This window comes from Croceicoccus sediminis, from assembly GCF_007570835.1.
Classification (GTDB): Bacteria; Pseudomonadota; Alphaproteobacteria; order Sphingomonadales; family Sphingomonadaceae; genus Croceicoccus; species Croceicoccus sediminis.
The window spans coordinates 696,549-708,401 of record NZ_SUNC01000001.1 but is presented as its reverse complement, the minus strand read 5'-3'; the positions used below and the strand labels follow the sequence as shown (position 1 = coordinate 708,401).

The following is an 11,853-nucleotide window of genomic DNA, read 5'->3' as shown; positions in this document are numbered from 1 at the left end:
GGGCGGGCCTGATGTTCCGCCTTTTTTTGCGTCAGGGTGCGATCGGGATGCGCCGGGTCGACTCTGAATGCAATCGTTGCTATTTCACGCGAGCACAAAACGCAGTTTGTGCGCCATGGGGTCGTGGTTGTGGGCGAAACGCTTCATCTCAGTAATGCGGGGGTCGATGACCGGGAATTGGTTTGGGCCATTCTCGATCAAAGTCCCGACTGCATCAAGGTACTAAGCCTCGAAGGCGATCTGGAGTACATGAACCCCAACGGTCGTCATGCCATGCAGATCGACGATTTCGCGGCTGTCGCTGGCCGGAAATTGCTAAAGATGTGGCCAGAGGAAAGCCGCGCGGCTTTGACCGGCGCGATCGCAGAGGCTGCCAAGGGTCGCAAGACGCGGTTCGAGGCCTATTGCCCGACTGCCAAGGGCGAAGACCGCTGGTGGGAAGTATATGCAAGCCCGATCCGCGACAAGCACGGCTGGCCCGCCCACGTCCTGTGCACGTCGCGTGACATAACACGCCACCGGCAACGGGACGATACGCACTCCGGCGAAGCCGAACTGATTCACAAGGCGTCGAACCAGCTTGCCCTGATCGGCGCACTTGCCCGCATTTCGCTGGGAAACGATGCGCAAGGCCTCGACCGGACCGAACGGTTGATGGAACGGCTCGACCGGCTCAACATCGCGCTTGGCCTTTCGGCGAAAGCCGGGTCGAATTCACTGGCACTTGCCGACCTGCTGGACGGGCTTTGCGCGCAGATGAAAAAGTCGGAGCGTTTCTCAATGTCGGGCGCCTTGTGCGGGATGATCGACGCGGAAACGGCGCGAACGATCGCGATCGTCCTGGGCGAACTGGATTCGAATGCCCACACGCACGGTGCGCTTTCGGGCAGGGGCGGCAAGGTCGACCTTCGCGTCGATCTGGGCGAGACCGAGGCGGAATTCATCTGGCGCGAATGGCTGGACGTTCCGCTGTCGAAAGATATCGTGCACGGCACGGGCCTGCGTCTCGTCATGCGGATGTCTGCTGCCCTGCCGGGGCCGGCAACGCATAGCTGGGACGAGGACGGCCTGATGGTCAGCTTCCGCGTGCCCCTGGCCCAGAAGAGCTAAGCGCCTTTAGAAACTGTCTTTCGCGCTTCTCAAGTGTGCGAAAGTCCCGACGGCACCGTCGCCGCCCCACCGGGCCTGCATGACCGGATCGTCTGCCCGCAGGAAGGGATTGGTCTCGATCTCACGGCCAAGCCGTGCCGGAACCGTCGGAAGGCCGCGGCTGCGGCGGTCCTTGATTTCCTCGACATAGTCGCAAAGCGCCTGGTTTTCGGGGTCCGCGTGTATCGCAAAACGGGCATTGGCCTCGGTATACTCGTGGGCGCAGTAAAGCAGGGTCTCGTCCGGAAGTTCGCGGACGCGCTTCAGGCTTTGCCAGAACTGTTCGGGATTGCCCTCGAACATTCGTCCGCAGCCCAGCGCGAAGACGGCGTCGCCGACGAAGGCGATTCCCGCCTCGGGCAGGTAATAGGCGATGTGCCCGTTGGTATGGCCGCCGACGTCGATGACTTGGGCTTCGTATGCACCGATGCGCACAACATCGCCTCCTTCGACCGTAACGTCGATAGCCGCAATCTTTGCCGCATCACCGGCAGGGGCGGTTACGGTGCAGCCGGTTGCCGCCTTGATCGCTTCGTTCCCGCCGGCATGGTCAGGGTGCCAGTGGGTGTTCCAGATCTGCGTGATCTGCCAGCCGCGCGCGGCGGCCTCTTTCATATAGGCCTCAGCGTCGGGCGTATCGATGCACACGGTTTCATTGCTGTCGGTGTCGTGCAGCAGATAGCCGTAGTTGTCCGACAAACAGGGGAACTGGTGAACTTCGATCATGGGAGGCTCCTTATCCGGAGAAAGATAGGGAAGGGAGGCTCACAAAGCAAAAGGCCCGCCGGCAAAATGCACGGCGGGCCTTTCGATTTTTATCGGGGCCGGGGACCGTCATGGGAGTAAATCCCATGACGTCGAACGGGCCTTATGGCCCGCCGGCCGGCCTGGTGTCAGGACGGCACAAGCGAACTTGTGCCGCCGACACTTCGGCTCAGTTCTTGCCCTTGAGGGCTTCGCCGAGGATGTCGCCGAGCGAAGCGCCCGAATCCGACGAACCGTACTGTTCCACGGCCTGCTTCTCTTCGGCGATCTGACGCGCCTTGATCGAGAAGTTCGGCTTCTTGGTGCGGTCGAAACCGGTGACCATTGCGTCGACCTTCTGGCCGGGCTGGAAGCGGTCGGGACGCTGTTCGTCACGATCGCGGCCAAGGTCCGAACGCTTGACGAAGCCGGTTGCGCCATCGTCTCCGACCTGAACTTCGAGACCGCCATCGCGGACTTCGAGAACGGTGACAGTGACGACTTCGCCGCGGCGAAGGCCCGTGCCGCCCGGAGCCGCGCCGACTGCCGGTGCGCCCTTTTCGAGCTGCTTCATGCCGAGGCTGATGCGTTCCTTGTCGACGTCGACGTCGAGAACCACGGCTTCGACTTCTTCACCCTTGCGGTGCAGGGCAAGGGCGTCTTCGCCCGAGATGCCCCATGCGATGTCCGACATGTGAACCATGCCGTCGACGTCGCCCGGAAGGCCGATGAACAGGCCGAATTCGGTCGCGTTCTTGACTTCGCCGGTGACGGTCGAGCCGATCGGGTGCTTCTCTGCGAAGTCGTCCCAGGGGTTCGACTGGGCCTGCTTGAGGCCGAGCGAGATGCGGCGCTTGTCGGCGTCGACCTCGAGAACCATGACTTCGACTTCCTGCGAGGTCGAGACGATCTTGCCGGGGTGGACGTTCTTCTTGGTCCAGCTCATTTCCGAAACGTGGACGAGGCCTTCGATGCCCGGTTCCAGTTCGACGAATGCGCCGTATTCGGTGATGTTGGTGACGGTGCCCGACAGCTTTGCGCCGACCGGGTACTTCACGCCAACGCCGTCCCACGGATCGCTTTCAAGCTGCTTCATGCCGAGCGAGATGCGCTGCGTTTCCGAATTGATGCGGACGATCTGGACAGTGACGGTGTCGCCGATGTTCACCACCTCGTTCGGGTGGTTGACGCGCTTGTAGCTCATGTCGGTGACGTGGAGCAGACCGTCGATGCCGCCGAGGTCGACGAACGCACCGTAATCGGTGATGTTCTTGACGACGCCCTCGATGACCTGGCCTTCTTCCAGGTTGCCGATGAGTTCGCTGCGCTGTTCGGCGCGGGTTTCTTCGAGGACGGCGCGGCGCGACACGACGATGTTGCCGCGGCGGCGATCCATCTTCAGGATCTGGAACGGCTGCGGAATGCCCATCAGCGGGGCAATGTCGCGGACCGGACGGATATCGACCTGCGAGCCGGGCAGGAAGGCCACGGCGCCGTCGAGGTCGACGGTGAAGCCGCCCTTCACGCGGCCGAAGATCTGGCCTTCGACGCGCTTGCCTTCGCCGAATTCGCTTTCGAGACGGTCCCAGGCAGCTTCGCGGCGGGCGCGGTCGCGCGACAGCATTGCTTCGCCGTCGGCGTTTTCAACGCGGTCGACATAGACTTCGACTTCGTCGCCGACCTTCAAGCCGTGATCTTCACCCTGGCGGGCGAATTCGGCGAGGCGGACGCGGCCTTCGCTCTTCAGGCCGACGTCGATGACGGCCTTGTCGTTTTCAATTGCGGTGACGGTGCCCTTGACGACGCGGCCTTCGAAGCCGCCATCGGCCTCGTTACCAAGCATGTCGTCGAGCATTTTCGCGAAATCGTCGCGAGTCGGGTTTGCCGAAGTGGCCATGGTTTGGGGTATTCCCGTTTGTCGATTTTCCGGCCAGGCGGTTTTTCCGCCGGTCTTTCCTCCGCCATCTGCACCATTGCATCGGCGGGCCAAAAGGGCCGAACTGCCGCGGGCGCCGAATGCGGTCCACGGCATCCGTCAAGCCGCGGGGGCTTTCGGGACCGCGCGCCGTTACGCCCATCGGGCGATGAAGGCAAGGAAAAAGCCGGTTTTTGGCGAACTTCCGGGGTTTTCGGCCGGATTATCGCGCCGTCCTTATGCCGCCAGCGCTTCTTCCACCAGCCTGATCGCTTCGGCGACCGATGCCTTGGCATCAAGGTCCGAATTGTCGAGCAGGATGGCGTCCGCCGCTTCGACCAACGGGGCCTCGGCGCGGTTGCGGTCGCGTTCGTCGCGGGCGGCAAGGTCGGCGCGAATTTCGTCGAGCGTGACCGCGTGGCCGCGCGACAGGCTTTCGGCATGGCGGCGATCGGCGCGTGCCGCGACGCTGGCGGTCACGAACAGCTTCACGTCCGCATCGGGCGCGATGACGGTGCCGATGTCACGGCCGTCGAGAACCGCACCGCCGGGCTGTGCGGCGAAAGCGCGCTGGCGTTCGAGCAGGGCTGCGCGAACGCCCTTGTGAACCGAAACCCTGCTGGCCAGCGCGCCGCTGGCCTCGCTGCGCAAGTCGGGATCGTCCAGCAGGCTGTCGGGAAAGTCCACGGCGCGCACGGCATCCAGCGGATCGTCGGGGTTGCCGCCGTTCAACACCGTCTGCTTGCCGACCGCGCGGTAGAGCAGGCCGGTATCGAGATGCGGCAGGCCGAAGTGCGTGGCCAGCGCCTTGGCGATCGTGCCCTTGCCCGACGCGGTGGGGCCGTCGACGGCGATGATCATGCGGTCCTCCGGGTCTTGAGAGCCTTGGCAATGCCCCAGATAGCGATCGCGGCCCAAAAACCTTCCAGCACCATCGAGGGCAGGTTGGGATGATAGTAGAGCGATATGGCCAGCAGGATCGCGCCAACGAGGTTGACGCCGTGCTGCACGAACGGGTTGGGGTCCGCCTTGCCGGTCATGTAGGCATAGGCGAAGATGATGCAGGCCATGCCGACGAAGCCGATCAGGGTCGGGATGTCGAGCGGGGTCACGCGCCCGACGCCTGTGCCAGAAGCGCCTCGAACGTCGGGAAGCTGGTCGCGATGGGGGACGTGTCGTCGACCTCCACACCGCTCCGGCTGGCAAGTCCTGCGACGGCCATGCTCATCGCGATACGGTGGTCGAGATGCGTGGTGACAGGTTCGCCCGACGTACCGGCAAGCGGTTCGCCGCCGGTTCCTTCGATAACGAGGCCGTCCTCGCGCTCCTCGACACTGGCACCGGCCAGCGTCAGCGCCTCGGCCATGGCGCTCAGCCGGTCCGATTCCTTGACGCGCAGTTCGTCGAGGCCGGTCGTCACGGTGCGGCCCTTGGCCAGGGCGGCGGCTACGAAGAGCACGGGAAATTCGTCGATCATGGCCGGGGCGACGGCGGGATCGACCTCGATCCCGGAAAGTTCGGAATGACGGACGCGCAAGTCGGCAACCGGCTCTCCGCCGACGTCGCGGCGGTCCACTTCCTCGATCGAACCGCCCATGGCGCGTAGCACGTCAAACAGCGCGGCGCGCGTCGGGTTCAGCCCGACATTGGCGACCACGAGATCCGATCCGGGCACAAGCAAGGCGGCAACGACGAAGAAGGCGGCGGAGGACGGGTCGCCGGGCACGACGATGTCCTGCGGACGAAGCTCGGCCTCACCGCGAATGTCGATGATTCGCTCACCATTCACTTCCTCGACGGTCAGGTCGGCACCGAATCCGGTCAGCATGCGTTCGGTGTGGTCGCGCGTGGCGACGGGTTCGATCACGCGGGTCACGCCCGGCGTGTTGAGCCCGGCGAGCAGAACCGCGCTTTTCACCTGCGCGCTGGCGACGGGAAGGCGGTATTCGATCGGTACCGCCGGATGCGCGCCGCGCATCGTCAGCGGCAGGCGGCCACCGGGACTGGAGGTGAAATCGGCGCCCATCAAGGACAGCGGTTCGATCACGCGGCCCATCGGGCGTTTTGACAGGCTGGCATCGCCGGTGAAAGTCGCGGTAATGCCGTGGCTGGCGACCACGCCCAGCAAAAGACGCGTCGAAGTGCCGGAATTGCCCATGTCCAGCGCGGTTTCGGGCTGCAGCAGGCCGCCGACACCCACGCCGTCGATCGTCCAAGTGCCATCGTCCTCGCGCACGATCCGGGCGCCCATGGCGCGCATCGCGGCGGCGGTCGCCATCACGTCTTCGCCTTCGAGCAGGTCTTTTGCCGTGGTGCGGCCAACCGCCAGCGCGCCGAACATCAACGAACGGTGGCTGATCGACTTGTCGCCCGGAACGGTGATCCGTCCGGTCAGCGGCGCGCCCGGCTTGAAATTGCGTGGAGTGGGGATATTTGCGTGGCTCATGGCTGTCCGTGGGTCGCGGGTTTGGCGGCGGCTTTTGACAGGGGCGCGCCCCTATGGCAAGGCGCGCGCTCCCCGGCGGGGACAGGGCGCTTGAAGCCCGGCCCCTGCCTGCCCAGATTATTGCAGCAATCAAGGCGCCGCCGAAGCGGAGGCGCGGTTTCGAACGAGGATATTCATGGTCAAGCCCGAATGGGGTGCGAAGCACACCTGCCCGAAGTGCGGCACCCGCTTCTACGATCTCGGCAAGGACGATCCGGTTACCTGCATCGAATGCGGTAACGAGTGGACGCCCGAACCCGTGTTGAAGTCGAAGCAGCCGATTCCCTTCGAAGAAAAGAAGGAAGTGGAGCAGAACGACGACGATCTGGCGGATGACGATCTCGACATCGACGACGATGACGATTCGCCCGACAACGACGTCGATCTTGGCGGTGACGACGATCTTGGCGTCGCCAAGGCCAAGGACGACAACGACGACGAGACCTGATCGCCGCGCGCGCGACCGGGTATTCCGTACCCGGTCGCGCAGCAGGCTTTTTGTGGCGGGATGATTTTTCCTCTTGCCAGCGAAAAAGGCTCTCCCTAAAGAGCCGCTTCCCGACGCGGTCGGGACCGCGATGCCTCCCAGGGCATTCGCAAATCGATGGAAAATTGGGGCCGTAGCTCAGCTGGGAGAGCGCTACAATGGCATTGTAGAGGTCAGGGGTTCGATCCCCCTCGGCTCCACCATCGACCTCCTTCATGAAACAATTTGACTGCTCGTGCGCTGATGCTTCCGAAAGGAAATTTCCGCATGGCTGCACGCGCATATTGGCAGGGCCAGATCAGGCTGGCGCTCGTCTCGATCCCGGTCGAGGCCTATGCCGCGACAAAGTCCGGCGCCAAGATCAGCTTTCGCCAGATCCACGAACCTTCGGGCAAGCGCATCGCTTATGAAAAAGTGGTGCCCGGCATCGGTCCGGTCGATCGCGACGACATCATCCGCGGCTACGAGATTTCCAAGGGCAATTATGTCCTGCTCGATGACGAGGAGATCGAGGCGGTCAAGCTGGAGAGCAAGAAGACGCTGGAGCTCGTCCAGTTCGTCGATTCGTGCGAGATCGACCCGCTCTATTTCGAAAAGCCCTATTACGTCGCCCCATCGGACGATCTGGCCGAAGAAGCTTTCGTTGTCCTGCGCGAGGCGCTGCGCAAGGCCAAGAAGGTCGGGCTGGGCCAGTTGTCGGTACGCGGGCGCGAAACGCTGGTCGCGATCAAGCCTTGCGGCAAGGGACTCCTGATGGAAACGCTGCGCTACGCCGACGAAGTTCGCGCAGGGCAGGCGTTCTTCGCCGATATCGAGGAGAGCAAGCCCAAGAAGGAACTGCTCGACCTCGCCACTACCCTGATCGACCAGCGCAGCGCGCCCTTCGATGCGAGCGAGTTCCATGACCGCTATTCCGATGCGCTGAAAAAGCTGATCGACAAGAAGGCCAAGTCGAAGAGCGGCAAGAAAGTCATTGAGGACGTGGACAAACCTTCGGGCAAGTCGGGCTCCAACGTTATCGACCTCATGGCCGCACTCAAGCAGTCGGTGAGCGAGGACAAACCCGCGGCGAAGAAGCCGACGAACCGACGCAAGAGCGCCTGATGGAACTGAACGAGGCGACTGCGCTCCACTGGATCGATACCGAGGTTCTGCTCCGCTTAGGGGTCGCTGCCGTCATCGGTCTTCTCCTCGGGCTGGACCGGGAACTGCGGGGGCATGCGGCAGGACTGCGTACGCATGGCCTGGTCTGCTTCTCCGCTGCCGCGACCACCATTTCGGTTCTTGCGCTTTACATGCAGCTTGGCCCTGGGCGGATGGACCCGTTGCGCCTGTTCGAGGCGACAGGAGCCTTTATCGGGATCGTCGGGGCGGGGCTGATCGTTTTTTCGAAGGGCAAGCTCCACAACATAACGACGGCGGCGCATTTATGGCTGGCATCGGTGCTCGGCATCGCTTGCGGGGCGGGGCAATGGCCGCTGGTCGCGATAGGCTTCGTGATCAGCGTCGTCATGATTACGATCCTGCGGCTGACCGAAAAGTGGATGGGGGGAGATCGCAGGCTCGAAGATGACGATGAAGGTGAGGCCGCGGATCGATGAGCCGGTCCGATCCTCTTGCCGATTACAACGCCAAGCGGGATTTCGCGAAGACCGCGGAACCCAAAGGCGAGAGGGATAAGAAGGCCGCCGATCCCGACAAGGGCGGCGCGCGCTTTATCGTGCAGAAGCATGATGCAACGCGCCTGCACTGGGACTTGCGGTTGGAGGCGGATGGCGTGCTGAAAAGCTGGGCCGTCACCAAGGGGCCGTCGCCCGATCCCGACATCAAGCGGCTCGCCGTGCGGACCGAGGATCACCCGATGTCCTATGCCGAGTTCGAGGGCGTGATTCTCAAGGAGGAATACGGCGGCGGCACGGTCATGCTGTGGGACCGGGGGACGTGGCAGCCGATCGAGGGCAAGAGCTGGAAGGACCTGGAAAAGGGGCACTTGCACTTCATCCTGACCGGAGAGCGGATGAAGGGCGAATGGCTGCTGATCCGGCTGAAACCGCGCAAGGGCGAAAAGCGCGAGAACTGGCTTCTGCGCAAGTTGCAGGACGAATATGCCGAGGAGGGCGATCCGCTGATCGAGCGGGAGCTGACCAGCGTGCTGACGGGCCGTTCGATGGCGGAAATCGCGGCGGACAAGCAGGGCGCATATTCGCTTGCGGGCAAGAAGGGTGCCGATTTCGCCGCGCAAATGCATAAGGCGGCAAGTCGCAACGAGAGCAAGACCAAGGCGCCTGTAAAGAAACGCGCAAGCTGCAAGCCGCCCAAATACCGCAAGCCGCAACTGGCGACGCTGGTCGATGCCGTGCCGGCAGGCAATGGCTGGATGCACGAGATCAAGTTCGACGGCTATCGCGTGATGGTCGCGGCGGCGGGCAAGGACGTGACGGTCTGGACCCGCAACGGCAAGGACTGGACCGACAAGTTCGGCCCGCTGGTCGAAGCGATCGCCGCGCTGGACCTGCCGCCGTGCCTGATCGACGGTGAAGTCGCGGCGCATGACAAGGATGGCAACCCGGACTTTTCGACCTTGCAGGCGGTGTTGAAGCGCGGTCATGGATCGCAAGGGGCTGGCGATGCCCTGGCGCTCCACGCTTTCGACTTGTTGGAGCTGGATGGCGAAGACCTTGCTCCGCGCAGCAATATCGAACGCAAGGAACGGCTGGAGGCATTGTTGGCCGATGCCGCGCCGCCGATCCATGTCGCCGATCATGTCATCGGCGCTGGCGAAAAGCTTTACGACGCGATGTGCGCCGCCGGGCAGGAAGGGATCATCTCGAAAAAGATCGATGCGCCCTACCGCTCGTCCCGCACGAAGGCATGGGTGAAGGTAAAGTGCACGCGGCGGCAGGAATTTGTCGTCATCGGCTGGAAGAAATCCAGCGCGAAGGGGCGGCCCTTTGCCTCGCTGTTGCTGGCCCAGCACCAAGGCGATGATCTCGTCTACAAGGGCAATGTCGGCACCGGCTTCACGATGGACGCGATGGAAGACCTGTCCGCGAAGATGAAGCGGCTGGAGCGCAAGACCCCGCCTGCCACGGTCGACAAGGCCAGCGCGCGCGGCGTGACGTGGCTGACACCGAAGCTCGTCGCCGAAATCGCCTTTGCCGAGTTCACCGCCGACGGCAACGTTCGCCACGGCAGCTACCTTGGACTGCGAGGCGACAAGGTGGCAAAGGACATCGTTCCCGAGCGGGCGGCCCGCGCCCCCGAACCTGCCGATGCGGTCGAGATTTCGAGCCGCGACAGGGTGGTCTTTCCCGACAGCGGCCAGACCAAGGGCGACCTTGCCGATTATTATGCCGAGATCGCGCCCCTGATGCTGCCGTTCGCAGGCCAGAGGCCGGTCAGCCTCGTGCGGTGTCCGCAGGGGCGGTCGAAGAAGTGCTTTTTCCAGAAACACGACAGCGGATCGTTCGGACCCCATGTCCACCATGTCCCCATTACCGAGAAGGACGGCGGTGCGGAGGACTACCTCTATGTCGAGGATGCGCCGGGTCTGCTGGCCTGCGTCCAGATGGGGACGATCGAGTTTCACGGCTGGTGCGCGCGGACCGACGATGTCGAAGCGCCCGACAAGCTGGTTTTCGATCTCGACCCTGACGAGGGGCTGGATTTCGCCGACGTCAAACGCGCGGCAAAGGACATTCACGACCGGCTGGCCGATCTTGGGCTGACCAGTTTTGCCATGCTGTCCGGCGGGAAAGGAGTTCACGTCATCGTACCGTTGCGGACAGGCCATTCGTGGGACGCGCACAAGGATTTCGCGCGCCGTTTCGCAGAGGCACTCTCACTGGCAGAGCCGGACCGCTTCACCGCGACGATGAGCAAGGCCAAGCGCAAGGGCAAGATCTTCATCGACTGGCTTCGCAACCAGCGCGGTTCGACTTCGGTTCTCCCTTTTTCGGCCCGTGCGCGCAGCGGTGCGCCTGTTGCGGTTCCGGTGTCCTGGCGCGAGCTTGAGGACATGCCCGACGCGCAGCAGTTCTCTATCGAGGACGCGAAGAAGCTATTGGCGAGGGCTGGGCACAAGGCGCTTTCCGGCTGGGGTTTTGCCGATCAGTCGCTGCCCGACGTCTGACTTGCACAGGTTTGCGCGCGCCTATGGTTGCGCCATGCGGCCTGCTGCCTAGAAGGCAATTGCAGCAATAACCCAAGGAGACCCCCGCGATGGCCAAACGCTACTGGCTGATGAAATCGGAACCCGACGTCTATTCGTGGGACGATCTCGTCGAGGAAGGCGAGGGAACGTGGGACGGGGTTCGCAATTACCGCGCACGCAACAACCTTGCCGCGATGAAAAAGGGCGAGAAGGCTTTCTTCTACCACTCGAACAAGGGGCTGGAGATCGTCGGCATCGTCGAGATCAGCGTCGATGGCATCACCGATCCCACGGACGAAACCGGCAAATGGGCCGCGGTGAAGGTCAAGCCGGTCGAAAAGCTGAAGCATCCCGTCACGCTAAAGCAGGTCAAGGCCGAACCTTCGCTGGAAGAGATGGAACTGGTGAAGTTGATGCGCCTGTCTGTATCGGAGGTCATGCCCGACGAATGGAAAAAAATCCTGTCGATGTCGAAAAAGGGCTGAGATTCCCTCCGGCCCGCGCGGGCAGGACAAGACGATGGTTAACGCACCTGTCCCGAAGCGGGGCGGCAGGCGCAAAGACCCTGTTTGCAAGGGATAAAGTCCATTAGTTAAAGAAACGTTATCGCCAGACGGGCGTTCTCTTGGGTAATGCCGGACTTGATCGCGGCGCGCCGAAAAGGACCAAGGACGAAGGTACGAACCCGATGATGCAGAACGCCGCCATCTCGATGCCCGCCCGCACCGGGCGCATGAAGTTCCGCTCTGCGATGATCCGTCGTCCCATCTTCGGCCGCCGCCGCGAAAGCGCGCTGCCGATGGAAGGTGAAGCGGCAAAGGGTCTGCTTTCGAAATTCTCGTCTCAGGACGTGAAGGATTTCCTGATGGCCTATAGCGCCTGCTTCATCGCCGTCATGTGCATGATCGCCTGATCAGCGC

General features: G+C 63.0%; 12 protein-coding genes and 1 tRNA gene. 8 read left to right on the top strand and 5 right to left on the bottom strand.

Annotation, left to right across the window (positions count from 1 at the left end):
• Positions 1-36 precede the first annotated feature (36 nt).
• Complete coding sequence (locus tag FAX90_RS03170) at positions 37-1,110, top strand: PAS domain-containing protein (protein ID WP_144095455.1); 1,074 nt, start codon at positions 37-39, stop codon at positions 1,108-1,110.
• 6 nt (positions 1,111-1,116) lie between these two features.
• Here the strand turns inward: FAX90_RS03170 and gloB are convergent, their stop codons facing one another.
• The 5 genes from gloB to aroA all read right to left on the bottom strand — a co-directional run bounded on the left by gloB (position 1,117) and on the right by aroA (position 6,254).
• On the bottom strand, positions 1,117-1,875 hold the full coding sequence (gene gloB / locus FAX90_RS03165; protein WP_144095453.1) for a hydroxyacylglutathione hydrolase: 759 nt from the start codon (positions 1,873-1,875) through the stop codon (positions 1,117-1,119).
• 208 nt (positions 1,876-2,083) lie between these two features.
• On the bottom strand, positions 2,084-3,790 hold the full coding sequence (gene rpsA, locus FAX90_RS03160) for a 30S ribosomal protein S1 (RefSeq protein WP_144095451.1): 1,707 nt from the start codon (positions 3,788-3,790) through the stop codon (positions 2,084-2,086).
• Positions 3,791-4,045: 255 nt separating this feature from the next.
• Positions 4,046-4,669: a (d)CMP kinase gene (locus tag FAX90_RS03155; RefSeq protein ID WP_144095449.1), complete on the bottom strand. Its 624-nt coding sequence runs from the start codon at positions 4,667-4,669 to the stop codon at positions 4,046-4,048.
• A complete protein-coding gene (locus tag FAX90_RS03150; protein ID WP_240704691.1) occupies positions 4,666-4,920 on the bottom strand; it encodes a CBU_0592 family membrane protein in 255 nt (84 codons plus the stop codon). The genes FAX90_RS03155 and FAX90_RS03150 overlap by 4 nt, the downstream gene beginning before the upstream one ends.
• Positions 4,917-6,254, bottom strand: coding sequence for a 3-phosphoshikimate 1-carboxyvinyltransferase (gene aroA, locus FAX90_RS03145; RefSeq protein WP_144095447.1), 1,338 nt, complete (start codon positions 6,252-6,254; stop codon positions 4,917-4,919). The genes FAX90_RS03150 and aroA overlap by 4 nt, the downstream gene beginning before the upstream one ends.
• A 175-nt stretch (positions 6,255-6,429) precedes the next feature.
• On the opposite strand from aroA, the gene FAX90_RS03140 reads away from it, so the two are divergent.
• From FAX90_RS03140 to FAX90_RS03110, 7 genes are all read left to right on the top strand, one after another.
• Positions 6,430-6,741 (top strand): FYDLN acid domain-containing protein, encoded by a 312-nt coding sequence (locus FAX90_RS03140; RefSeq protein WP_144095445.1) that lies wholly within the window; start codon positions 6,430-6,432, stop codon positions 6,739-6,741.
• Positions 6,742-6,907: 166 nt separating this feature from the next.
• Positions 6,908-6,983, top strand: a tRNA-Ala gene (locus FAX90_RS03135).
• A 64-nt stretch (positions 6,984-7,047) separates the two neighbouring features.
• Complete coding sequence (ku, locus tag FAX90_RS03130) at positions 7,048-7,884, top strand: non-homologous end joining protein Ku (protein WP_144095443.1); 837 nt, start codon at positions 7,048-7,050, stop codon at positions 7,882-7,884.
• Positions 7,884-8,381, top strand: coding sequence for an MgtC/SapB family protein (locus FAX90_RS03125; protein ID WP_144095441.1), 498 nt, complete (start codon positions 7,884-7,886; stop codon positions 8,379-8,381). Before ku ends, FAX90_RS03125 begins: the two co-directional genes overlap by 1 nt.
• Positions 8,378-10,912: a DNA ligase D gene (gene ligD, locus FAX90_RS03120; protein ID WP_144095439.1), complete on the top strand. Its 2,535-nt coding sequence runs from the start codon at positions 8,378-8,380 to the stop codon at positions 10,910-10,912. The genes FAX90_RS03125 and ligD overlap by 4 nt, the downstream gene beginning before the upstream one ends.
• An 89-nt stretch (positions 10,913-11,001) precedes the next feature.
• Positions 11,002-11,418 (top strand): EVE domain-containing protein, encoded by a 417-nt coding sequence (locus tag FAX90_RS03115; protein ID WP_144095437.1) that lies wholly within the window; start codon positions 11,002-11,004, stop codon positions 11,416-11,418.
• Positions 11,419-11,558: 140 nt separating this feature from the next.
• A complete protein-coding gene (locus FAX90_RS03110; RefSeq protein ID WP_144095435.1) occupies positions 11,559-11,846 on the top strand; it encodes a hypothetical protein in 288 nt (95 codons plus the stop codon).
• Positions 11,847-11,853: the final 7 nt, after the last annotated feature.

What these genes read in the sequence shown, in the direction of transcription:
- gloB (WP_144095453.1), bottom strand. Translation starts at nt 1,875, where the DNA reads ATGATCGAAGTTCACCAGTTCCCCTGTTTGTCGGACAACTACGGCTAT.
- rpsA (WP_144095451.1), bottom strand. Translation starts at nt 3,790, where the DNA reads ATGGCCACTTCGGCAAACCCGACTCGCGACGATTTCGCGAAAATGCTC.
- FAX90_RS03155 (WP_144095449.1), bottom strand. Translation starts at nt 4,669, where the DNA reads ATGATCATCGCCGTCGACGGCCCCACCGCGTCGGGCAAGGGCACGATC.
- aroA (WP_144095447.1), bottom strand. Translation starts at nt 6,254, where the DNA reads ATGAGCCACGCAAATATCCCCACTCCACGCAATTTCAAGCCGGGCGCG.
- FAX90_RS03140 (WP_144095445.1), top strand. Translation starts at nt 6,430, where the DNA reads ATGGTCAAGCCCGAATGGGGTGCGAAGCACACCTGCCCGAAGTGCGGC.
- ku (WP_144095443.1), top strand. Translation starts at nt 7,048, where the DNA reads ATGGCTGCACGCGCATATTGGCAGGGCCAGATCAGGCTGGCGCTCGTC.
- FAX90_RS03125 (WP_144095441.1), top strand. Translation starts at nt 7,884, where the DNA reads ATGGAACTGAACGAGGCGACTGCGCTCCACTGGATCGATACCGAGGTT.
- ligD (WP_144095439.1), top strand. Translation starts at nt 8,378, where the DNA reads ATGAGCCGGTCCGATCCTCTTGCCGATTACAACGCCAAGCGGGATTTC.
- FAX90_RS03115 (WP_144095437.1), top strand. Translation starts at nt 11,002, where the DNA reads ATGGCCAAACGCTACTGGCTGATGAAATCGGAACCCGACGTCTATTCG.